General features: G+C 73.2%; 22 protein-coding genes and 1 riboswitch. Of the genes, 12 read left to right on the plus strand and 10 right to left on the minus strand.

All coding sequences use genetic code 11. The annotated features are described in order from the left end of the window. Positions 1–222 precede the first annotated feature (222 nt). Entirely contained in the window at positions 223–1200 is a 978-nt protein-coding gene (locus OG702_RS21830; protein ID WP_327290598.1) for an NAD-dependent epimerase/dehydratase family protein, read from the plus strand. Between the two features lie 74 nt (positions 1201–1274). Further along, on the plus strand, positions 1275–2261 hold the full coding sequence (locus OG702_RS21835; RefSeq protein ID WP_327290599.1) for a hypothetical protein: 987 nt from the start codon (positions 1275–1277) through the stop codon (positions 2259–2261). Positions 2262–2273: 12 nt separating this feature from the next. On the opposite strand, the gene OG702_RS21840 is transcribed toward OG702_RS21835, so the two are convergent. Further along, complete coding sequence (locus tag OG702_RS21840; protein ID WP_327293315.1) at positions 2274–3221, minus strand: SAM-dependent methyltransferase; 948 nt, start codon at positions 3219–3221, stop codon at positions 2274–2276. Positions 3222–3412: 191 nt separating this feature from the next. On the opposite strand from OG702_RS21840, the gene OG702_RS21845 reads away from it, so the two are divergent. Further along, complete coding sequence (locus tag OG702_RS21845) at positions 3413–4396, plus strand: hypothetical protein (RefSeq protein WP_327290600.1); 984 nt, start codon at positions 3413–3415, stop codon at positions 4394–4396. Here the strand turns inward: OG702_RS21845 and OG702_RS21850 are convergent. The 3 genes from OG702_RS21850 to OG702_RS21860 form a co-directional block, all read right to left on the minus strand. Next, positions 4386–5324, minus strand: a complete 939-nt coding sequence (locus OG702_RS21850) for a 1-phosphofructokinase family hexose kinase (protein WP_327290601.1) — start codon at positions 5322–5324, stop codon at positions 4386–4388. The genes OG702_RS21845 and OG702_RS21850 overlap by 11 nt on opposite strands. Positions 5325–5528: 204 nt before the next feature. Further along, positions 5529–6689 carry an N-acetylglucosamine-6-phosphate deacetylase gene (nagA, locus tag OG702_RS21855; protein WP_327290602.1) on the minus strand — a complete coding sequence of 387 codons (1161 nt, stop codon included), beginning with the start codon at positions 6687–6689 and terminating at the stop codon, positions 5529–5531. Then, on the minus strand, positions 6689–7621 hold the full coding sequence (locus OG702_RS21860; RefSeq protein WP_327290603.1) for an ROK family protein: 933 nt from the start codon (positions 7619–7621) through the stop codon (positions 6689–6691). The genes nagA and OG702_RS21860 overlap by 1 nt, the downstream gene beginning before the upstream one ends. Before the next feature lie 142 nt (positions 7622–7763). Here OG702_RS21860 and OG702_RS21865 point away from each other — a divergent pair, with 142 nt between their 5' ends. From OG702_RS21865 to otsB, 3 genes are all read left to right on the plus strand, one after another. After that, positions 7764–7988: a hypothetical protein gene (locus tag OG702_RS21865; RefSeq protein ID WP_327290604.1), complete on the plus strand. Its 225-nt coding sequence runs from the start codon at positions 7764–7766 to the stop codon at positions 7986–7988. A 7-nt stretch (positions 7989–7995) separates the two neighbouring features. Continuing rightward, positions 7996–8229: a DUF3263 domain-containing protein gene (locus OG702_RS21870; protein WP_327290605.1), complete on the plus strand. Its 234-nt coding sequence runs from the start codon at positions 7996–7998 to the stop codon at positions 8227–8229. A 63-nt stretch (positions 8230–8292) separates the two neighbouring features. Then, the gene (otsB, locus tag OG702_RS21875) at positions 8293–9141 is read left to right on the plus strand and encodes a trehalose-phosphatase (protein ID WP_327290606.1); all 849 of its coding nucleotides are present in this window, start codon (positions 8293–8295) and stop codon (positions 9139–9141) included. On the opposite strand, the gene OG702_RS21880 is transcribed toward otsB, so the two are convergent. Both OG702_RS21880 and OG702_RS21885 read right to left on the minus strand, forming a co-directional pair. Continuing rightward, on the minus strand, positions 9138–10607 hold the full coding sequence (locus OG702_RS21880; RefSeq protein ID WP_327290607.1) for an alpha,alpha-trehalose-phosphate synthase (UDP-forming): 1470 nt from the start codon (positions 10605–10607) through the stop codon (positions 9138–9140). The two genes, otsB and OG702_RS21880, sit on opposite strands and share 4 nt — an antisense overlap. A 103-nt stretch (positions 10608–10710) precedes the next feature. After that, positions 10711–11676, minus strand: coding sequence for a glucosyl-3-phosphoglycerate synthase (locus tag OG702_RS21885; RefSeq protein ID WP_327293316.1), 966 nt, complete (start codon positions 11674–11676; stop codon positions 10711–10713). Positions 11677–11828: 152 nt separating this feature from the next. Then, positions 11829–11955, plus strand: a riboswitch (SAM riboswitch). Positions 11956–11972: 17 nt separating this feature from the next. Here OG702_RS21885 and thrC point away from each other — a divergent pair. The 4 genes from thrC to groL all read left to right on the plus strand — a co-directional run bounded on the left by thrC (position 11973) and on the right by groL (position 16466). After that, positions 11973–13283 (plus strand): threonine synthase, encoded by a 1311-nt coding sequence (thrC, locus tag OG702_RS21890; protein ID WP_327290608.1) that lies wholly within the window; start codon positions 11973–11975, stop codon positions 13281–13283. Continuing rightward, positions 13280–13555, plus strand: coding sequence for a MoaD/ThiS family protein (locus OG702_RS21895; RefSeq protein WP_327290609.1), 276 nt, complete (start codon positions 13280–13282; stop codon positions 13553–13555). The genes thrC and OG702_RS21895 overlap by 4 nt, the downstream gene beginning before the upstream one ends. Positions 13556–14000: 445 nt before the next feature. Next, on the plus strand, positions 14001–14204 hold the full coding sequence (locus OG702_RS21900) for a cold-shock protein (RefSeq protein WP_009339379.1): 204 nt from the start codon (positions 14001–14003) through the stop codon (positions 14202–14204). A 639-nt stretch (positions 14205–14843) separates the two neighbouring features. After that, on the plus strand, positions 14844–16466 hold the full coding sequence (gene groL, locus OG702_RS21905; protein ID WP_327290610.1) for a chaperonin GroEL: 1623 nt from the start codon (positions 14844–14846) through the stop codon (positions 16464–16466). A 103-nt stretch (positions 16467–16569) separates the two neighbouring features. Here groL and OG702_RS21910 read toward each other — a convergent pair whose 3' ends face one another. The 3 genes from OG702_RS21910 to OG702_RS21920 form a co-directional block, all read right to left on the minus strand. Then, positions 16570–16953: a DUF6281 family protein gene (locus OG702_RS21910; RefSeq protein ID WP_327290611.1), complete on the minus strand. Its 384-nt coding sequence runs from the start codon at positions 16951–16953 to the stop codon at positions 16570–16572. 74 nt (positions 16954–17027) lie between these two features. Further along, entirely contained in the window at positions 17028–17957 is a 930-nt protein-coding gene (gene murQ, locus OG702_RS21915; RefSeq protein ID WP_327290612.1) for an N-acetylmuramic acid 6-phosphate etherase, read from the minus strand. Positions 17958–18114: 157 nt separating this feature from the next. Next, a complete protein-coding gene (locus OG702_RS21920) occupies positions 18115–19083 on the minus strand; it encodes a MurR/RpiR family transcriptional regulator (protein WP_442814497.1) in 969 nt (322 codons plus the stop codon). A 478-nt stretch (positions 19084–19561) separates the two neighbouring features. Here OG702_RS21920 and OG702_RS21925 point away from each other — a divergent pair, with 478 nt between their 5' ends. Together OG702_RS21925 and OG702_RS21930 are read left to right on the plus strand one after the other, a co-directional pair. Beyond that, on the plus strand, positions 19562–19915 hold the full coding sequence (locus tag OG702_RS21925; protein WP_327290613.1) for a hypothetical protein: 354 nt from the start codon (positions 19562–19564) through the stop codon (positions 19913–19915). Next, positions 19912–20184 carry a DUF4031 domain-containing protein gene (locus OG702_RS21930; protein ID WP_327290614.1) on the plus strand — a complete coding sequence of 91 codons (273 nt, stop codon included), beginning with the start codon at positions 19912–19914 and terminating at the stop codon, positions 20182–20184. Before OG702_RS21925 ends, OG702_RS21930 begins: the two co-directional genes overlap by 4 nt. 34 nt (positions 20185–20218) lie before the next feature. Here the strand turns inward: OG702_RS21930 and OG702_RS21935 are convergent, their stop codons facing one another. Beyond that, the gene (locus tag OG702_RS21935) at positions 20219–21271 is read right to left on the minus strand and encodes a PP2C family protein-serine/threonine phosphatase (protein WP_327290615.1); all 1053 of its coding nucleotides are present in this window, start codon (positions 21269–21271) and stop codon (positions 20219–20221) included. Positions 21272–21308: the final 37 nt, after the last annotated feature.

Consider the following 21308-nt stretch of genomic DNA (forward strand, 5'->3'; position numbering starts at 1 on the left):
GGGATCCAACGCCCGACGGCGGAAGACGCAGGCCTCAAGGGGCGCGGGGAACTGCGCGACAAGCCCCCACGGCGGGAAAGGAGCAACGCCACAGCAAGTGGCACTCACCCCGGGGCGCGGGGAACTGCGCGTCGTCAAAGCCCGCCCGGCAAGGGGCTCGTGTTCGCTCATGGCGTCCCGCCCGGACGCCACAAAAGGCCTGGCACGAGCCATCGTGGGGCGATGAGATTGCTGATGCTGGGCGGAACAGGATTCCTCGGGAGAACCGCGGCCGAGGCCGCGGTACGGCGCGGGTGGGAAGTGACCGTCTTCCACCGGGGCCGGGGCCGCGCCCCGGACGGCGTGGCAGCCGTCGTGGTGGGGGACCGCCAGGGCGACCTCGCCGAACTGCGTGGCGCGGCCGAATGGGACGCCGTCCTGGACACCTGGTCCGCGTCTCCCTCCGTCGTGGAGACCTCGGCCCGCGCCCTGAAAGGCCGCGTCGGCCGCTACGCGTACGTATCGAGCAGGTCCGTCTACACCTACCCCCCGGCCGCCGGGGCGGACGAGAGCGCCCCGCTGGTGGCCGGCGGCGAAGCCGACTACGCGGCGAGCAAGCGCGGCGGCGAGCTGGCCGCGCAGGAGGCGTTCGGCGACGCCGCCCTGCTGGTGCGGGCCGGCCTGATCCTCGGGCCGTACGAGGACATCGGCCGCCTCCCGTGGTGGCTGAACCGCACCGCGCGCGGCGGCCGCGTCCTGGCCCCGGGCCCGCGGGACCTCCCGTTGCAGTACGTCGACGCCCGCGACCTGGCGCGGTGGACGCTGGACGCGCTGGAGGCCGGGCTGGGCGGGCCCTACGACCTGGTCAGCCCGTCCGGCCACGCCACCATGGGTTCGCTCCTGGACGCCTGCGTCCAGGAGACCGGCGGGGGAGCCGAGCTCGTCTGGGCCGAGCCGGAGACGGTCACCGCGGCCGGCATCGAGCCCTGGACGGACCTGCCGGTGTGGCTGCCGCCGGGTCCCGACCACGACGGCATGCACCGCTCGGACGTCGGCAAGGCGCTGCGTTCCGGGCTGGTCTGCCGGGACGTCACGGAGACCGTCGCGGACACCTGGGCCTGGCTCCGTTCGCTGCCCGGCCCGCCTCCGCAGCGCCCCGACCGGCCGGTGCTCGGCCTGGACCCGGCGGTCGAGCAGCGAGTGCTCGCCGGGCTCGGCTGACGGAGGCGGACCGCAGCGGACCGCAGCCGAACCGGCGCCGACCGGCGCAGACGCGCCTGCTAGCGTCCCCCGCTATGGGAGCGAGAGCCAACTACGTGGTGATGCAGGGCGGTTCGTGGACCCTGCACACCTCGCGCTGGGGCGCGGCCGGGATGGCCACCGACCTGGCGTACGGGCCGGCGGCAGCGATCCGCTGCTTCCGGGCGAATCCGCAGGTGCCGGCCGAGCAGCGGACCGCCCCTGGCGGGTGGCTGGACGACGTGTGGTGCGAGGGCGCGGCACTGGTGGACGCCGACCGCCGGGTGCTGCTGTGGTTCAGCGGCGAGGCGAACCACTGGGTGGAGCAGGCCGCCCACCGGGCCGTACTGGAGCGGGCCTGGGCCGGCTGGGAGGTGCGCTGGGCCTTCGACGGGATCGGCGACCTGCACGCGTATCTCGGCCTCGGCCGCGCCTTCGTCCGCGAGCCCGGCTTCCGCGAGACGGGTTCGTCGTTCTGGGAGCCGCCGGAGGGCAGGATCGACACCCTGGTCACGGTGACCGGCCAGGACGGTGTGACCGGCGCCTGGGGGTCGATCTACGACGTGGACGAGGAGCTGTGCGGCGGCCCCGGGCTGCCCGGCCACCTGCCGGCCGGCATACCGCCGCCGGAACTGCCGGTCATGCCGACGGGCGGCCTGCACTTCGACCTGCCCACCCGCACCCTCGGCATCTGGACGGTGGGGATCGTGCCGGGGATCCACGACTGGCCCTTGCCGGGCTGGGAGGACTGGCGGCTGGACTTCTGGGGCGCGGACCACCGCGAGCAGCTGGCCCGGTCGGGCGGCAGCGCCCGCTTCCCCGAAGTCGACCTGCGGCCCGAGCTGGCCGCCTGGCGCGACCGTATCGGCGACCCGCCCCTGGACCCCGCGGCGCTGCTCGCCCTGGCCGTGCGGGCGCCGCACGGGCGCGACGACACCGTCGCCGTCGTCGACCCCCGGGCGACCGTGAAGCACGAGGCCCCCGACCCCACGGACGAGGAGCGTGCGGCGCTGGCGGCGGTCTTCGCGACCCTGGTGGCCTGACCCCGTCCGCGCTCAGCCCAGCCCGGCGGCGACCCCGGCGCAGGCGGCCGTCACCGGGGTCAGCGCCCAGGTGAAGTCGCCGAGCCCGCCGCGCGCGGTCAGCGCGGCGGCCTCACCGGAGGCGGCAAGGGCGCGGACGTACGCGGCCGGTTCGGCCGTCGCGAGGGCGAGCGGGGGCCGGGCCGCCGCCAGGCCCAGGGCGCGCAGGGCGGTGCGCTGGGGCACGGGCGTGGCGCCCGGCAGGGAGTCCGCGGCCACATGCGCGGTCAGGTCGCAGCTGCCGTCGGGTACGGGCGGGACCTGGCGCCCGGCACGGTAACCGGTGAGGGTGCCGTACGGGGGCCGCTCGGCCAGCACGTGGCAGTAGTCGACGGCCACCGCGAGCCCCGCCGCCAGCGAGCCGGCCGCCGCGGCCCACGCCTCGTCCCGGGAGCGCCCGATCTCGGCCCTGGCGCCGGGCTCCAGCGGCCACCAGCGGCGCAGCCACGCCAGGTCCGCGCCGCCGACCTCGGCGCCGAGCCGTTCCTCCCCGTCGGCCGGGCGGACCTCGACGTAGCGGACGGCGCCGTCCTCGTCCGCCTCCGCCACCGCCGGCGGCACGTTGTCGAGCCATTCGTTGGCGAAGAGCAGGCCGTGCGCGTCGGGTGGCGGCTCCGCGGCCCAGGTGATCCGCGGGTCGAGCCCGGCGGGGCGCGGGGCGAGGTCGACGGCGTAGGGGCGTACCCGCGCGGCGACCGCGGCCGGAAGCGCGTCGAGCACGCCGGCGCAAAGCTCCCCGCCCCCCGCGGCCATGTCGGTGAAGGCCAGCTCCGCGGGGTGGCCGAGCGCGGTGTCGACCCGGCACAGCAGCTCGGCCACGGCGTCGGCGTAAAGTCGCGAGACGTGCACCGAGGTGCGGAAATGCCCGGCGGGCCGCTCGCGCAGGAAGAACCCGCCGGGACCGTACAGCGCCCGCTCCATCGCCGTCCGCCACGGCAGCCACTGCGGGGTGGGGCTGGTCACACGGGAACCTTCCTGACCTGGAGTTGCGTCGTAGGGCTGGGCGGCTTGCCGCCCGGGGCCGGTAGGGTTCCGGAATACCACAGTGCCGATGGCGCCGATGCGGGTGGCGGCGGATGTGCGGTAAGGCAGTACGAGGGAGTGGACAGCGGATGACGGCCGGACACGACGGCACGCCGGAGAACGACGACCCGTTCGGGTACCTCTATCGGGCCGAGGACGGCACCGAGCAGCCGGCGGCGCCACGCAGCTCGTACAACCAGGTGCAGCGCGTCGGCGAGCGGCGCAGCCCGCAGCAGCAGGGCGGGTACGGCTACCCGCAGCAGGCGCAGCCGCAGCAGACCGGCGGCTACGGGTACCCGCAGCCGCAGCAGCAGCCGTACGGCTACGACCAGCCCCAGGGCGGCCAAGCGGCAGGCCGGCAGCAGTACACGCGGCAGCAGCCGCAGCACGCCCCCGCCCAGCCGGGTGACGGCGGCGGGCGCCGGGGCGCGGGCCAGGGCCACGGCGGCGGCACCCCGCCCAACCGCAAGGGCCTGCTCATCGGGGCGATCGCAGTGGTGGCCGCGGTGGCGATCGGCATCGCCTTCGCCATGAGCCAGAGCGACGGCAAGGACGACACGGCCGGCGACAAGCCGAGCAGCGCGCCCTCCGCCACTTCCGCGCCCACGACGCAGCCGACGACGCCTTCCGCGGCGCCTACGAAGTTCGCGTCGGACAAGGTCGACGCGGCGACCCTCGCCCTGGCCGGCGGGGCGGTCACCAGCACCCAGTGGCCGGGTGCGAACGCCGCGAACGGCATGTACGTCGACCACATGAACGCGGTGGGTGCCAGCGCCACCTGGACGGTGACGGTGCCGGAGGACGGCGACTACACCCTCTTCGTCGACTACGGCAACGCCGGTCCCGACGCGACGCTCTCGCTCGCCGTCAACGGCAAGATGCGCAGCACGCCGGTCAACCTCAAGAACTGGGGCGCGTCCACCGACTGGTCCAAGGCGTGGAACAACACCACCTACGCCTATGTCACCCTCAAGAAGGGCGCGAACACGCTCGCGCTGTCCTTCCAGCAGGGCAACACCGGTGCGGTCAACCTGGACCAGACGTGGCTCAAGCAGGGCAAGGTCAAGAAGTAGCCGGTACGACCTGGACGCGGGGCAGCAGCTCGTCGTAGGCCGCCCGGTCGTACTCGCCGGCCCCGGGCGCCAGGACGGTCGCCGCCGACAGGGCGACCGCGCGGGCCAGCCTGGCCGGCCACGGCAGGCCTTCGGCGAGCCCGGAGAGCAGGCCGGCGACGGCGGAGTCGCCGGCGCCGGTGGGGTTGCCGGTCAGCCGGACCGGCGCTGCGGCCCGCCAGCCGCCGTCCTCCTCGGCGAGCACCAGCATGCCGTCCGCGCCCAGCGACGCCGCGACCGCCCGCGCCCCGCGCCTGCGGGCGTCCCTGGCGGCCCTGACCGGCTCGGCGAAGCCGGTGAGGCCGGCCAGTTCGTCGGCGTTCGGCTTGATCAGGTCCGGCCTGGCGGCCAGGCCGCGCCGCAGCGCGGGGCCGTCCGCGTCGAGCAGCACGTAGACGCCGGCCGCGCGGGCCTCCCTGATCAGCTCGGCGTACGCCCCGACCGGCACGCCCGGCGGCAGGCTGCCGCACAGCGCCACGGCGTCCGCGCCCGCCGCCAGCGCTTCGCGGTACACCCCCAGCAGGGCCTCCCACTCGGCGGGGCTGACGGTGGGGCCGGGCTCGTTGAACAGCGTCGCCCCGCCGCTGGCCTCGTCCACGACGCCGACGGTACGGCGGGTCCGCCCGGCGATCGGCACGAGCGCGTCGTGGAGCCGGCCGGCATGCGGGTCCGCGGCGAGCCGCCGCCGCACCTCGCCCCCGGCGCTCCCCCCGGCGAACCCGGTCACCACGACGGAGTGCCCGAGCGCGGCCAACACCCGCGCGACGTTCACCCCTTTCCCCCCGGCCCGCTCAACAGCCTCCGCCACCCGATGAGATGCCTGCGGCAGCAGGGCGGGTACGCGGTAGGTGACGTCGAGTGCGACGTTCACGGTGACAGTAATGATCACCCGAAAATAGTCCCAGCCCACCCTCAGCCCCCGACCACCGGGGCGCGGCTGCCCTCCCGGCCCACCGGCCGGTGATGGGCTGAGCGCGCAGTTCCCCGCGCCCCTGGGGTGGTTGCCCTCTGCGGCAGGCGGCGCCTATCAGGGGCGCGGGGAACTGCGCGACCAGCCCCCGGAGGGGGTGGGCGGACCACCGGCCCGTGGGGGTCAGGGGTGGCGGAGCCATTCGCCTTGGCGCATCACCGCGACCACGTCGTAGGCCTCGTCCAGGACGACGAGATCCGCGTACTTGCCCGGCTCAAGGGAGCCGACCTGGTCGGCGAGGCCGATCAAGCGCGCCGGGTTCGTGGAAACCGCGCGCACCGTGTCGGGCAGCGACAGGCCGTCCAGGGTGACCGCGCGCTTGAAGGCCGTGTCCATCGTCAGGGTGGAGCCGGCGATCGAGCCGCCCTCGACCAGGCGGGCGACGCCCTCCACCACCTGGACCTTGAGCGGACCGAGGTCGTAGAGGCCGTCGCCGAAGCCGGCCGCGTCCATCGCGTCGGTGATGAAGGCGACCCGGCCGGCACCCGCCGTGCCGAAGGCGAGTTCGAGCACCGACGGGTGCAAGTGCGTGCCGTCGTTGATGAGTTCGACGGTGACCCGCTCGTCCTCCAGGAGCGCCGCGATCGGCCCGGGCGCCCGGTGGCCGAGCGGCGGCATCGCGTTGAACAGGTGGGTGGCGACCGTCGCCCCCGCGTCGATGGCCTCGACCGTCTGCTCGTACGAGGCGTCGGTGTGCCCGATCGCCGCGATGACGCCGAGGTCGGCGAGCAGGCGTACCGACTCGATGCCGCCGGGCAGCTCCGCCGCCAGGGTGACCATCTTGGCGGTGCCCCGCGCGGCCTCGACGAGCTTGCGCACGTCGGCCGGGTCGGGGTGGCGCAGCAGCCCCTCGTCGTGGGCGCCCTTGCGGCAGGGCGAGATGAACGGGCCCTCGTAGTGGATGCCGGCGATGTCGCCCTGCTCCACGATCTCCGACAGCAGCCCGGCCTGCCGGACCAGCGCGTCCATCGTCTCGGTGACGGTCGACACGACGAGCGTGGTCGTCCCGTGCTCGCGGTGGGCGCGCGCGCCGGTCAGCACCTCCTCGGCGGTGCCGGAGGTGAAGGACGCGCCGCCGCCGCCGTGGTTGTGGATGTCCACGAAGCCGGGCACGACGGTGTGCCCGGCGGCCAGGTCGACCACCACGTCGTCCGGCAGCGGACCGGTGTCGGCGGCGATGCGCGAGCCCTCGACCGTGATCCGGCCGCCTTCCACCACTCCCGAGGGCAGGACCACACGGGCACCCGCCAGCACCGAGCGCTGCGTCGTCGTTACGGGGGCCATCAGGCGGATACCTCCACGGAGAGTAGATCCCAGGCGAGCAGGCCGGCGCCCAGGCATCCAGCGGTGTCCCCGAGGGCGGCGGGGACGATGAGGGGGAGTTTCTGGAAGGTCACGCGCGCCTCGACCGCCGCCCGCAGCGGGCCGAAGAGGGTGTCGCCGGCTTCCGCGAGGCCGCCGCCGATGATCAGCACCCGCGGGTCGAGCAGGGTGATCCCGGTGACCAGGCCGGCGGCCAGCGCGTCGACGGCGTCCCGCCAGACCTCGATGGCGCGCGGGTCGCCGGCATCGACGGCGCGGGCGCAGTCCGCCGCGTCCGCGCCGGGGTCGCCGGCGGCCGCGGCCCAGGCGCGGGAGACGGCGGCGGCCGAGGCCAGCACCTCCATGCAGCCGCGCTGGCCGCAGCCGCACTCGGGTCCCCCGGGCCGTACGACGACGTGCCCGAGCTCACCGGCGCAGCCGTGCGCGCCCGTCTCGATCCGCCCGTCGATGCCGATGGCGCCGGCGATGCCGGTGCCCAGGGCCAGGAAGAGGAAGCGGTCGGTGCCGCGGCCGGCGCCGAGCCTGCCCTCGGCGAGCCCGCCGGTGCGTACGTCGTGGCCCAGGGCGACGGGGACGCCGTCGAGTCGCTGCGACAGCAGCGCCCGCAGGGGCACGTCCGTCCAGCCGAGGTTGGCGGCGTAGGCGGCGATGCCGTTGACGTCGTCCACGATGCCGGGTACGGCGACGCCGGCCGCGGCGGCGGGCCCGCCGTACTCGCGTATGCCGTGCGCGCGCAGGTCGGCGGCGAAGTCCAGGATCGCGGTCACGACGGCGTCCGGGCCGCGCTCCCTGCCGGTGGCCCTGCGGTCCTCGTGCAGCAGGGTGCCGTCGGCTGCGACCAAGGCGGCCTTCATCCCGGTGCCGCCCACATCAAGGGCGATGACATGTCTCACGGGGGACAGTCTCGCGGGTAACCCCACTAAAGGTCTAGTCCACTCGTCGAGGAAGATCCGTCGCGCCGCCCGGCCACCCGTACGGCGGGCCCACAGCCCGGACGATTCGCTGAAGGTCCTGGAAGGGTACGGTTTGCTCCCGGTGACCACCTCCGCCTCCCCGGCGATGGAGCACGACCCGAAGGACGCGGACATGCTGCAGTTCCCCGACCGGCTGCCCGAGGCCGTCTTCCAGCCCGTCGGCAAGGCGTCCTGGGGGCCCGTCAGCGACCGGGTCGAGAAGGCGACCGGCTCCGCCGTGGACGGCGACCCCCGCCAGGTGCCCGGCGCACCGCAGCGGTTCGCCGTGGCGCGAGCCGGGGAATAGGGCTGTCGTGAGCGGGGCGGAGCTGTCGCAGCGGGACCTGGCCGTCCTGGACTTCGCGTCCAGGACGTGGGCCGGCACGGGGGCGCGCGACCGCGCGATACGCGAGCAGCTGGGGATGTCGCCGACGGCCTACCTCCAGCTGCTCAACGCCCTCCTCGACGACCCCCGAGCCCTCGCCCACGCCCCGGTCACCGTCAACCGCCTCCGCGCCAGCCGCGCGGACCGCCGCCGGCAACGCTGAGGGCTCACACCCGGCGGCCGGAACCGGCAGCCCGGGCGGATCCCCGGCGGTAGGGTCGAAGGCATGGCCGAGATCCCGACTCCCACCACCCCCGAGGGCAAAGAAGGCCTCGCCGCCCTGCTGGCGCAGCCGAACCGCGCGGTCGTCGCCCTCGACTTCGACGGCACGCTCGCCCAGATCGTGCCCGACCCCGAGCAGGCCCGCGCCCACCCCGGCGCGGTCCCGGCGCTGGCCCGCCTGGCGCCGCACGTGGCGGCCGTGGCGGTCGTCACCGGCCGCCCGGCCGGCGTGGCGGTCCGCTACGGCGGCTTCGCCGGTGTCGCCGCCCTCGACCACCTGGTCGTCCTCGGCCACTACGGCGCCGAGCGCTGGGACGCGCACACCGCCGGGATGCACAACGCCGGCGCGCATCCCGGCGTGACGGCGGTCCGCGCGGAGCTGCCCGGCTTCCTGGACCGCAACGGCGCCTGGCAGGGCACCTGGATCGAGGACAAGGGCGGCAGGGCGGTCGCCGTCCACACCCGCCGCACCGAGGACCCGGACGCCGCGTTCGAGGCGCTGCGCGCCCCGCTGTCCGAACTCGCCACCCACCACGGCCTGGTGGTCGAGCCCGGCAGGTACGTACTCGAACTGCGCCCGCCCGGCGTGGACAAGGGCGTGGCCCTGGCGGCGTATCTGCGCGAGGTGGACGCGGGCTGCGTCCTCTACGGCGGCGACGACCTCGGCGACCTCGCCGCCTTCGCCGCGGTGCACGAGCTGCGCGAACAGGGCCTGCCCGGCCTGCTGGTGGCCAGCGCGGGCGCCCCCGAGTCCCCGAAGGAACTGACCTCCCAGGCCGACCTGGTGGTGCCGGGCCCGGCAGGCGTGGTGGCGCTGCTCGACGCGCTGGCCGACGCGATCACCCGGCCCTAGCTCGCGTCGCCGTCCTCGGCCCGGGTCTCCTCGGCCCCGGTGTCCTCGGCCAGCGCGGTGACCTGGTCCAGAAACCACTGGGTCGGCGGCAGCGCGGTGGCCGCCGCCGCGAGCCGCTTGGTGCGGTCCGCGCGCTCGGCGTCCGGCAGGGTCAGCGCCGTGTTCAGCGCCTCGGCGGTGGCCCGGACGTCGTAGGGGTTGACGACGATCGCGTCGTCGCCCAGTTCGGCGTAGGCGCCCGCCTCGCGGGACAGCACCAGGGCGACGCCGTTGTCGGAGACGACCGGCATCTCCTTGGCGACCAGGTTCATCCCGTCCCTGATCGGGTTGACCAGCGCCACGTCCGCCAGGCGGTAGGCCGCGAGCGAGCGCGCGAAGTCGTCGTCGACCTTGAGCAGCACCGGCTGCCAGTCGGCCGTGCCGAACTCCGCGTTGATCTCCGCCGCGACCCGGCCCACCTCCTCGGTGTACTCCCGGTAGACCGTCAGGTCCTGGCGCGACGGGTAGGCGAACGCCACATGCACCACCCGGCTGCGCCAGCCCGGATGGTCGGCCAGCAGCCTGCGGTACGCGTACAGGCCGCGCACGATGTTCTTCGACAGCTCGGTGCGGTCCACCCGGACGATCAGCCGCCGGCCGGGCCCGGTCTCGGCCCGCAGCGCCGTCATCCGCTCGGCCACGTCGTCGCGGTGCGCGCGCTCACGCAGGAAGTCGCCGTCCGCGCCGAGGCCGTGCACGCCCAGCCTGGTCGTACGCCCGCGGTGCGTCACCGAGCGGCCGTCGTCCGACACCGTCGCGCCCAGGATGTCGGCGCAGCACGCGGCGAAGGCGTCGGCCCACCGCCGGGTCAGGAACGCCGCCCGGTCCGCGCCCAGCACGCCTTCGAGCACGGCGGCCGCGATGTCGTCCGGCAGCAGCCGGAAGTAGTCGGGCGGGGCCCACGGGGTGTGCGAGAAGTGCCCGATCCGCAGGTCGGGGCGGCGCTCCCGGAGCAGCGAGGGGACCAGCACCAGGTGGTAGTCCTGCACCAGTACCGAAGCCCCCGGCGCGGCCTCCTCAGCCAGAGCGTCGGCGAAGGCGGCGTTGTACGCCTCGTAGGCCGCCCACTGGGTGCGGAAGTCGTCGTCGAAGGCGGGTTCGAGCGGGGTCTGGTAGAGCATGTGGTGCACGAACCACAGCACCGAATTGGCGACGTCGTTGTAGGCCGCATGGAAGACGTCGGGGTCGACGGCGATCATCCGCGAGCCGGGCTCGCCGACACCGCGCCGCACCGCCTCCCGGTCGCCTTCGGTGAGAGCCGCGCACACCCACAGCGAGGCGCTGTCCGACTCGATGGCGCTCAGCCCGGACACGACGCCGCCGCCCCCGCGTCTGCTGCGGAGCTCGCCGTCGTCCCCGACGCTGTAAGCCACCGGGCCGCGGTTGGACGCGACCAGGATTCGGGCAGCCCGCGATGATCCGTCCATACGCCGAACCTTGCCACCCTGCGCCCGCCTCAAACCTCCCGGGGCGCCCGCGACCAGCCATCATCCCCGCCATCCGGGAAGGATCCGCGCCCTGGTGCCTGCGCTAGGCCGCCGGGCGGCGGAGGTATTCCGGGATGTGGCGCATCGGGGGGCGCTCCTCCGTGTCGACCGGGTACGTCGACGCCACGAAGCCCGACGACGCCCGGTCGTACTGCGTGAGCCGCGGGCGCACGAGGTGGCCGCGGGCCAGCCGAAGATGGGCGGTGCGGTAGATGGCCGCGGCCATCCGGCCGAGTGCCTGCTCGTCCTGGTGCCGGTGGTGGCGCACCCCGACGTCCACCTGCCCGAGCGCGTCGAGCCCGACAAGCTCCAGGGAGTCGACGAGCATCCCGAGCTCGACCCCGTATCCGACCGGGAAGGGCAACTGCTCCAGCAGCGAGCGCCGGGCGGCGTACTCACCCCCGAGCGGCTGCACGAAACCGGCCAGCCGCGGCCAGTGCAGGTTGAGCAGCGGGCGCGCGACGAGTTCGGTGACGCGGCCGCCGCCCGCCGCGACGACGCCGCCGCCGGTCTCAAGCGGCCGGTCGTACATCGCCTTGACCAGGTGCAGGGACGGATCGGTGAGCAGCGGCCCGACGATCCCCGACACGAAGCGGGAGTCGAACTCCCGCAGGTCCGCGTCCACGAAGCACACGATCTCCCCGCTGGTGACCAGCAGCGACCGCCACAGCACCTCGCCCTTGCCGGCCACCGCCGGCATCCGCGGCAGGATGGCGTCCCGCGACACCACCGTGGCGCCGGCGTCCGCGGCGACCCGGGCGGTGGCGTCCCTCGACCCGGAGTCGACGACGACGACCTCGTCCACCAGCGGCACGTCCGCCGTCATCAGGTCGCGGCGGATCACGCCGACGATCTCCCCGACCGTGGCTTCCTCGTCGAGCGCGGGCAGTACCACACTGACCGTCCCCGCGGAACCCGCTGCCCGTTTTGCGGCCAGCAGCAGGTCAAGCGGCCGGTCGGCGGCCGACCAGGACCGGGTGGTCAGCCAGCGCTCCACCTCATCCAGCACGTGCGCGTCTCCCGTGTGATCCATCTCGCGGTTCGGACGACTATCTCAACAGCCGCCCTCGTCCGTTACAGTCTTGAACAACGCCTGTGCGCCCCGCATGCCGGGGTGCCACGGCAGGACAAACGCCCGGACCCCGCCGTCCGGTGCCATACCGCTCATCCAGAGGGGCAGAGGGAACGGCCCGTTGAAGCCCCGGCAACCCTCCCGCCGACCGCGAGGTCATGGTGGGGAAGGTGCCAATTCCGTCTTGTGGCGATTCCGCCGCGAGGAAGATGAGGAGAAAGGGCCTCGCCATCATGGCTGTGCAGACCGACGCCGGCACCACCACCACTACCGACTCCGCCGCCCCGGAGACCCCCGCCCCGTTCGGCCCCGCCGCCGCACTGTCCTGCCGTGAGTGCGGCACCCGCTTCCCGCTGAGCCCGGTGTTCGCCTGCCAGGAGTGTTTCGGGCCGCTGGAGGTGGCCTACGACCTGCCGCTGGGCGACCCCGAGGGCCTGCGCAAGCGGATTGAGGCGGGCCCCGCGAACATCTGGCGCTACGCCCCGCTGCTGCCGGTGCCCGCCGACGTCACCGAGAAGCAGAATCTCAACCCCGGCTGGACCAAGCTGGTCAAGGCCGACAACCTGGCGCGCGAGCTGGGCGTCACCGGCGGCCTGTACGTCAAGGACGACACCGGCAACCCGACGCACTCCTTCAAGGACCGGGTCGTCGCGATCGCCCTGGAGGCGGCCCGCACCTTCGGCCTGACCACGCTGTCCTGCTCCTCCACCGGCAACCTGGCAGGCGCGGTCGGCGCCGCGGCGGCCAGGGCGGGCTTCCGCTCGTGCGTGTTCATCCCGCACGACCTGGAGCAGGGCAAGGTCGTGATGGCTGCGGTCTACGGTGGCGAAGTGGTCGCGATCGAGGGCTCGTACGACGACGTGAACCGCTTCTGCTCCGAGCTCATCGGCGACCCGATCGGCGAGGACTGGGGCTTCGTCAACGTCAACCTGCGGCCGTACTACGGCGAGGGCTCCAAGACGCTGGCGTACGAGATCGCCGAGCAGCTCGGCTGGCGGCTGCCGGACCAGCTGGTCATCCCGATCGCCTCCGGCTCCCAGCTCACCAAGATCGACAAGGGCCTCCAGGAGCTGATCAAGCTCGGCCTGGTCGAGGACAAGCCCTACAGGATCTACGGCGCCCAGGCCGAGGGCTGCTCGCCGGTCTCCGCGGCATTCAAGGCCGGCCACGACGTCGTACGCCCGGTCAAGCCGGACACCATCGCCAAGTCGCTGGCCATCGGCAACCCGGCGGACGGCCCCTACGTGCTGGACATCACCCGGCGCACCGGCGGCGCGGTCGAGGACGTCACCGACGAGCAGGTCGTCGACGCCATCAAGCTGCTGGCCCGCACCGAGGGCATCTTCGCCGAGACGGCCGGCGGGGTGACCGTCGGCGTGCTCAGGAAGCTGATCGAGTCCGGGCAGCTCGACCCGGCCGCCGAGACCGTCGTGCTGAACACCGGCGACGGCCTGAAGACCCTGGACGCGGTGTCCCCGACCACCGGGCCGACCGCGACCATCCGTCCCACCGTTGCCGCTTTCCGAGAGGCTGGCCTCGCATGAGTGCTTCCGTCCGTATCCCCACCATTCTCCGCACCTACACCGGCGGCCAGGCCGAGGTCCAGGCCGAGGGCGCGACGCTGGCCGCGGTGATCGAGTCGCTGGAAAAGAATCATGCGGGTATTTCCGCGCGGGTTCTCGACGACACCGGAAAACTCCGTCGTTTCGTGAACGTGTATGTCAACGATGACGATGTCCGCTTTTCCGAGGGTCTTGCCACGGTGGTCCCCGAGGGTGCCAGCGTCTCGATCATTCCCGCCGTCGCGGGCGGCTGAGCCGGCACCGTACCCGATCTGACGGGAATCCGCAGAGGCTCCGACGTTTAACTTGCGCCCCACCCGGGAACTGCTTTCGTCCCCGGGTGGGGCGCCCGCATGTGGGGCGGTAGTTGAACCGCTGTACAGTTGCCAGGGGCATGTGGCAACTCCCGGACACCGGTGTGCAGCGGTTGCGGCGATTTATCGCCAAAGTCGCCGGCGAAAAGCCCGCAACACCCTTTATGTCCGGTCCGAGTTGCCCTGCATTATCATTTTTTCCTAGGGTATTTCGGATCGGTCGCACCCAGAATTCTCGTCCAATTGACCTGTTGCAGACGGCATCCGTGCAGATACATTCAGCGGCGGTCGACGCGTTCCGGCGCACACCCCCTGCGGGGGTGAGGTCTGACCCGGGCCCGCGGAGCGCGGGGCCGCGATAGGGCCAGTAATAGGGGAGTTAGGAATGGCTCAGGGCACCGTCAAGTGGTTCAACGCGGAGAAGGGCTACGGCTTCATCGCGGTCGACGGTGGTGCGGATGTCTTCGTCCACTACAGCGCGATACAGATGGACGGATACCGCACCCTCGAAGAAGGCCAGCGAGTCGAGTTCGAGATCTCGCAGGGTCAGAAGGGGCCGCAGGCGGACATGGTCCGGCTGGCCGGCTGATCGGCTCGGGCGCGTTCGGCCACCGACGCGACGCCACCACGAAGGGCCACCCCACCAGGGGTGGCCCTTCACCTTTCCCCGGGCACCCCTCCCGACCTCCCCGCCGCCCCCGGGCTCCCCTGCGCGGGAGCTGGCCCCTCAGGGGCGCGGGGAACTGCGCGACCAGCCCCCACCGGGGGCGCGGGTCGTCACCGCCCCAAAGGGGCTGTTGCTGTCGAAGACGGACCACCGGCCGGTGGTCGGCTGAGCGCGCAGTTCCCCCGCCCCTGTCGGGCACCCCCTTGCCGAAGGGGTACCGCACAGCCCCCGCGGCCAGCGGATGCACCCCTCGCCGAGAGGGAAGCGCGCAACCCCCCGCGCCTCGGGGGAGGGCAACCCCCTGCCGAGGGGGCGGTGTCGGAACCTCCGCGCCCGGGGGTCAGGGACCCCGAGGCGCTTGCACTCGCAGAGGGTGAGTGCTAATCATTGGCGTTAGCACTCTACGAGTGAGAGTGCCACTTGGACCGGGTCGGTGAGGCCCGCCCGGACGTCGGGAAGGAACCGGCGGCCGGCAGGCCGTCCGTCGCGGGCGCCAACACGGTCCGATCCACCGCCCCCCGCCTCGGTGGGGGAACCCCCAGTCCGCGGAGGACACTTCACATGGCTAAGATCATCGCGTTCGATGAGGAGGCGCGGCGCGGCCTTGAGCGCGGGATGAACCAGCTCGCCGACGCCGTTAAGGTCACCCTCGGTCCCAAGGGCCGGAACGTCGTCCTTGAGAAGAAGTGGGGCGCCCCCACGATCACCAACGATGGTGTCTCCATCGCCAAGGAGATCGAGCTGGAGGACCCGTACGAGAAGATCGGCGCCGAGCTGGTCAAGGAAGTCGCGAAGAAGACGGACGACGTCGCCGGTGACGGCACGACGACCGCGACGGTCCTGGCCCAGGCCCTGGTCAAGGAAGGCCTGCGCAACGTCGCCGCCGGCGCCAACCCGATGGCCCTCAAGCGCGGCATCGAGAAGGCCGTCGAGGCCGTGTCCGCCGCCCTGCTCGAGCAGGCCAAGGACGTGGAGACCAAGGAGCAGATCGCTTCGACCGCCTCCATCTCCGCCGCCGACACGCAGATCGGCGAGCTCATCGCCGAGGCGATGGACAAGGTCGGCAAGGAAGGCGTCATCACCGTCGAGGAGTCGCAGACCTTCGGTCTCGAACTCGAGCTCACCGAGGGCATGCGCTTCGACAAGGGCTTCATCTCGGCGTACTTCGCCACCGACCTGGAGCGTATGGAGGCGTCGCTCGACGACCCGTACATCCTGATCGTCAACTCCAAGGTCTCCGCGGTGAAGGACCTGCTCCCGCTGCTGGAGAAGGTCATGCAGTCGGGCAAGCCGCTGCTGATCATCGCCGAGGACGTCGAGGGCGAGGCGCTGTCGACGCTGGTCGTCAACAAGATCCGCGGCACCTTCAAGTCCGTCGCCGTCAAGGCCCCGGGCTTCGGCGACCGCCGCAAGGCCATGCTCGGTGACATCGCCATCCTCACCGGTGGCACGGTCATCTCCGAGGAGGTCGGCCTCAAGCTGGAGAACGCCGGGCTCGACCTGCTCGGCCGCGCCCGCAAGGTCGTCATCACCAAGGACGAGACGACCATCGTGGACGGCTCGGGCGACACCGACCAGGTCGCCGGCCGGGTCAACCAGATCCGTGCCGAGATCGACAACAGCGACTCGGACTACGACCGCGAGAAGCTCCAGGAGCGTCTGGCGAAGCTGGCCGGCGGCGTGGCCGTCATCAAGGCCGGTGCCGCCACCGAGGTCGAGCTCAAGGAGCGCAAGCACCGCATCGAGGACGCGGTGCGCAACGCGAAGGCCGCCGTCGAGGAGGGCATCGTCGCCGGTGGTGGCGTGGCCCTGCTGCAGGCCTCCGCGGTGTTCGAGAAGCTGGAGCTCGAAGGCGACGAGGCGACCGGTGCCAACGCCGTGAAGCTCGCGCTGGAGGCCCCGCTCAAGCAGATCGCCATCAACGGCGGTCTCGAGGGCGGCGTCATCGTCGAGAAGGTGCGCAACCTGCCGATCGGCCACGGCCTGAACGCCGCGACCGGCGAGTACGTCGACATGATCGCCGAGGGCATCATCGACCCGGCGAAGGTCACCCGCTCGGCGCTGCAGAACGCGGCGTCCATCGCCGCGCTCTTCCTCACCACCGAGGCCGTCATCGCGGACAAGCCCGAGAAGGCGTCCGCTGCCGCCCCGGGTGGCATGCCCGGCGGTGACATGGACTTCTGATCCCGCCAGGGATCACCGTCCAGCACGCGAGGCGGCGCCCCCTTCCCCCTACCACGGGAAGGGGGCGCCGCCTTGTCGTGCCGCCGATCGTACGCCGCCCGGGTCAGCTGGCGGGCAGCGCGAGTGGCGCGGGGACGTGGTCCGGGTCGGTGACGCCGATGACGTCGTCCTCGGTCATCACCGCGAGCGCCGGGTCGACCCCGGCGACCGGGTAGACGTTCACGTCCGTCCGGTTCTCCGGCCCGCCGCCGTCCTGGCAGCCCTCGAAGTAGCCCGTCCCGAGCGGGCTGCCGTGGTGCGGCACGGTCTTGGCCGCGGCGTCGCCCGGCGCCCGCAGGTACAGCGCCCCGCCGTAGTGCAGCTCCCAGGCGCAGTCCGCGCCCGCCCCCGCCCCCGCGGCGCCCGAGCAGCCGCCCAGCGCCAGCAGCAGCGCCGGCAGCAGTACGGCGGCCGTCGCGGCCGCTCTTCGCCGTCGTGTCACGTTCACGGCTGGTCCCCCCTCGTCCGGTGTGGCCGTTGGACGCACGACCGGCGGAGGGGGTTCCTCGCCCGGACGGGGGGTCAGCTCCCGGTGGACTCCAGGGCCTTGCGGAGGTGGCCGCCGGACTCGGTCAGCAGCCGGGCCGCGGTCGGGGCGTCGACCTCGGCCAGCAGGGTGAGGATGGCCGGCTTGACCTCGCCGTCGGTGGCGGTCAGCGCCCGCTCGATGGCCAGCTCGTCCGCGCCGGTGGCCAGCGACACGATCCGCCGCGAGCGGGCCCGCAGCTTCTCGTTGGACGCCCGCACGTCCACCATCAGATTCCCGTAGGTCTTGCCGAGCCGGATCATGGTGATGGTCGAGAGCATGTTGAGCACCAGCTTCTGCGCGGTGCCCGCCTTGAGCCGGGTGGACCCGACGACCAGCTCGGGGCCGACGACGACCTCGATGCCGTGGTCGGCGGCGGCGGCCAGCGGCGAGTCGGCGTTGCAGGACAGCCCCACGGTCAGCGCCCCCAGCGCACGGGCGTGCTCGACGGCGCCGACGGCGTAAGGGGTCCGCCCCGACGCGGAGACGCCGACAACGGTGTCGGCGTCGGTCAGCCCGAGCGCGTCCAGGTCCTCGGCGGCCAGCTCCTTGCTGTCCTCGGCGCCCTCGATCGAGGTGATCATCGCGGTCGGCCCGCCCGCGATCAGGCCGACGACCTCCCGCCCCGGCGTGGTGTTGAAGGTCGGCGGGCACTCGCTGGCATCCAGCACGCCGAGCCGGCCCGCCGTGCCGGCACCCGCGTAGACGAGCCGGCCGCCGCGGGCCATCCGGTCGGCGATGCCGTCGATCGCGGCGGCGATCCGGGGCAGTTGGGCGGCGACGGCGGCGGGAACGGTGGCGTCCTCACCGTTCATCGTGCGCGCGATCTCCAGGGTGGGCATCCGGTCGATCTCGGCGAGCTCCGGCCGGAACGCCTCGGTGGTCAACGTGTCGAGCTCGCGGCGCAGCTCGGTGTACTGGGGCATATGCGGCTCGTTCATCCTTCTCGCAGTGGTCAGGTGCGGGCATGGGGGGATGGGCCGGCCAGGCGTCCTCCTGGCCGGTGAGCGGTGGGGACTCAGAGGCGGGTGGTGGCGGTGGGGTCGCGGAAAATGGGTTCAGCGCATTATCTCAGGGCGAATATCAGCCACGAGCGGCGCGGGGCCGGTGGCGGTGTGCCAGAGCCTCGTACGACGCCGCCAGCGCCGGTGCGGTGGACTCGTACGTGCGCTGCGCGACCCCCACGAACAGGCAGTCCACCAGCAGCAACTGGCTGGTCCTGCTCGACATCGCGGCCGGCCGCAGCTCGCTCTCCCGCGAGCTCGACGTCGTCAGCACGATGTCCGCCCACTGGGTGACGGGGCCGTCGGGACGGCCGGTCAGCGCGATGGTCGTCGCCCCGCGGTCGAAGGCGGCCCGCAGTGGCTCGATCACGTCGTGCGTGTTGCCCGAGTGGGTGATCGCGACGGCGACATCGCCGGGCCGCAGCTGCACGGCGTTGGTCACCGCCAGGTGCGGGTCCGCGTGCGCGTGCGCGATCAGCCCGATCCGCAGCAGCTTCTGCGCCAGGTCCTGGCCGACGAGCCCGGACGCGGCGATCCCGTACACATCCGTGCGGCGCGCCACCGCCAGCGCGGCCACCGCCGCCTCCAGCTGCGCCATGTCCAGCTGCGCGGCGGTGTCGGCGAGGGTCTGCTGCTCCTCCAGTGCGAGCTTGGCGACGACGTCGGCGAGCGGATCGTCCACGGCGATGTCCGCGGTGACCGCCGGCGGCACCCCGGCCGCCTGCTGCGCGGCGAGCGCGGCCAGCGCGAGCCGCAGGTCCCGATACCCGGGATACCCCAGCAGCCGCGCGGTCCTGACGACGGTGGCCTCACTCGTGCCGGTCCGTATCGCCAGCGCAGTCACGGTCTGCTGCGCGCACCCCGCCGGATCCCCGGCGACTGTTTCCGCGACGCGCTGCATCGACCGCGTCATGGACGGCGCGAGCGTCCGCACCTTCGCGGCGAGTGCCCCGGGGTCGGGGGGCGTGACAGGTATGACGGGCGCGTCCGCGGCGCCGCGGAGGGGGCGGACGCTCGGGGGGAAATTTTCCTTCACGCTGTGGGTCACCCGATGAAAGGTATTTTCACCCCTGCCCACCGTCAAGGCACTTTCCAGCACCACCGGCCTCCGGCCCGGACTGAGGAATCAACCCCCGCCCCCGGGAGGGTGGCGGCTCCGGCCCGGGGGGCGACCTCGCGCCCCGCGAGGGGGCCTCGGCTCCGAGGGTGCAGCTGCCGCTGGGGGTGCCCATCAGGGGCGCGGGGAACTGCGCGCTCAGCCGACCACCGGCTGGTGGTCCGTCTTCGACAGCAATTGCCCCTTTGGGTCGGTGACGACCCGCGCGCCCGGTGGGGGCTGAGCGCTCCGTTCTCCCCCAGCGCTTCGCCTGGGGGTACCCCCACGCGCCCCTGGGGGGTGGCGTCGCACGCGACGGCGGGGGCTGGGGACAGCCGCCTGGCGCGGTCTGGGGGCGGCCCCCGGGCCTGGTGCGGGTGCTGGGGTCCGGGGCCCCCGGCGCGGGGGGAGCCCTGGGACAATGGGTCACATGGAAGACCCCGCAGAGGCGGTGCTGCACAGCGCCCGCGCCCTCGTACTCGCCGACCTGACCGCCCGCGACATCGCGGGCCCCGCCGTCGTGTCCCTCGTGGAGGACGCCGTCGCGGAACGCCGCTGGTGGCTCGACCAGTGGCCGGACGGCGCCGCCTTCGTCCCCGGGCTCGTCGCGCAGGACGTCCAGGACGCCCTGCTGGAGACCTACGGCCGCTGGCCGCTGTGCCCGCACTGCGAGGACGACCACGCGCTGGCCGTCGAGCCAGAACTCGGCGAGGACCCGCACTGGGTCTGCGAGGCGCGCGGCGAGGCCGTCGCCCCGGTCGGCGCGCTGGGGTCGTCCCGATGAGCGTCTACGTCGACCCGCCGACGTGGCCGGGCCACGGCCGCCTGTGGTCCCACCTGGTCTCGGACACGTCCTACGCGGAGCTCCACGCCTTCGCCGCCGACCTCGGCGCCCCGCCCCGCGCCTTCGAGCGCGACCACTACGACATCCCGTCCGAGCGCTACGCCGACGCGGTGCGCCTCGGCGCCCTGCCCGTCGGCAGCAAGGAGCTCGTCCACCGCCTCACCGAGGCCGGCCTGCGCCGCCGCAAACACGCCCCGGGCGCCGGCTGACCCCCGGCATCGGAGGCGCGCACCTCAGTGGCGGCTACGCGCCGGTGTGCCGTCCGTGCTCTTTCCCGGCCGGGAGGCGCTGGATCGCCAGGAGGGCGACGTCATCGCCTGGTTCCTTTCCCACGTGGCTGATCAGGTCGCTCTGGATCTCCCGCAGCAGGGTGTCGGGGGTGGACCCGGAGAAGGAGTCCAGGCGCTCGGCGAGAGGGTAGAACTGCCCGCTCGGCGAACGGGCCTCGATGACGCCGTCGGTGTAGAGCAGCAGGATGTCGCCCGGCACGAAGCCGATCGAGTCGATGTGCGGGCCCGCAGTGGGCAGCCCGACCATTCCCAGCGGTGGCGAGGAGTGCTCGAAGTCGACGGTGGTGACCTGGCTCCGACGGATCAGCAGGGGCGGCGGGTGCCCGCAGTTGATCACATCGGCGGAGTGGTCGTCATCGGGGATCTCCAGCATGAGCGCGGTGATGAAGTGCTCGCCGAGATCGACCTCGACATCGGCGACGTCCTCGATGTCCCGGCTGACGCTCTCCTCCATCGCCGCGACGAGATCAGGCAGGCTATGACAGCGGTGGGCGCCTTCCCTGAAGGCTCCCAGGACAACCGACACCTCACCTATCGCGCCCACCCCTTTCCCCCGGACGTCGCCCATGATCACCCGGGTGCAGGGATCGGGCCCTCGGGCGGTGGCGAAGAGATCGCCCCCGATCCTGGCCTCGTCCTCGGCGGCCAGATACAGCCATCCCAGCCGCAGCGGACCCATCTCATCCGGCGGAGGCCGCAGGATGCATCTCTGTGCCGCGTCGGCCACCGACCGCAAGCGGGTGAGCTGCCAGCTCCGGCGCTCCCGCACGTAACTGGTTGCGACCATCGCAGCACAGAGGCCTGCCAGGGCCGCGAACTGCGCCACGTGGTTGGCCATGCCCAGTCCGTTGAACCCGTCGACGAGTTCCTGGGCGCCGATCGCCACCAGCCCGATGAGCGCGGTCATCCGCGGCCCGGCGAAGGCGGCGGCGAGGGCAGGGGCCAGCGCGACGAGCGGTCCGAGGTGGATGGCCGTCGAGGACATCATGTCCACCACGCTGATCACCGCGATGATCGCAAGCGGTATCGTTACTGTTGCGCGG

The organism is Streptomyces sp. NBC_01198 (assembly GCF_036010485.1).
In the GTDB taxonomy this organism is placed as follows: domain Bacteria; phylum Actinomycetota; class Actinomycetes; order Streptomycetales; family Streptomycetaceae; genus Actinacidiphila.

Coding starts and splice junctions, on each gene's coding strand:
- OG702_RS21830 (WP_327290598.1), top strand. CDS start 223: ATGAGATTGCTGATGCTGGGCGGAACAGGATTCCTCGGGAGAACCGCG.
- OG702_RS21835 (WP_327290599.1), top strand. CDS start 1,275: ATGGGAGCGAGAGCCAACTACGTGGTGATGCAGGGCGGTTCGTGGACC.
- OG702_RS21840 (WP_327293315.1), bottom strand. CDS start 3,221: ATGGAGCGGGCGCTGTACGGTCCCGGCGGGTTCTTCCTGCGCGAGCGG.
- OG702_RS21845 (WP_327290600.1), top strand. CDS start 3,413: ATGACGGCCGGACACGACGGCACGCCGGAGAACGACGACCCGTTCGGG.
- nagA (WP_327290602.1), bottom strand. CDS start 6,689: ATGGCCCCCGTAACGACGACGCAGCGCTCGGTGCTGGCGGGTGCCCGT.
- otsB (WP_327290606.1), top strand. CDS start 8,293: ATGGCCGAGATCCCGACTCCCACCACCCCCGAGGGCAAAGAAGGCCTC.
- OG702_RS21880 (WP_327290607.1), bottom strand. CDS start 10,607: ATGGACGGATCATCGCGGGCTGCCCGAATCCTGGTCGCGTCCAACCGC.
- thrC (WP_327290608.1), top strand. CDS start 11,973: ATGGCTGTGCAGACCGACGCCGGCACCACCACCACTACCGACTCCGCC.
- OG702_RS21895 (WP_327290609.1), top strand. CDS start 13,280: ATGAGTGCTTCCGTCCGTATCCCCACCATTCTCCGCACCTACACCGGC.
- OG702_RS21900 (WP_009339379.1), top strand. CDS start 14,001: ATGGCTCAGGGCACCGTCAAGTGGTTCAACGCGGAGAAGGGCTACGGC.
- groL (WP_327290610.1), top strand. CDS start 14,844: ATGGCTAAGATCATCGCGTTCGATGAGGAGGCGCGGCGCGGCCTTGAG.
- murQ (WP_327290612.1), bottom strand. CDS start 17,957: ATGCCCCAGTACACCGAGCTGCGCCGCGAGCTCGACACGTTGACCACC.
- OG702_RS21925 (WP_327290613.1), top strand. CDS start 19,562: ATGGAAGACCCCGCAGAGGCGGTGCTGCACAGCGCCCGCGCCCTCGTA.
- OG702_RS21930 (WP_327290614.1), top strand. CDS start 19,912: ATGAGCGTCTACGTCGACCCGCCGACGTGGCCGGGCCACGGCCGCCTG.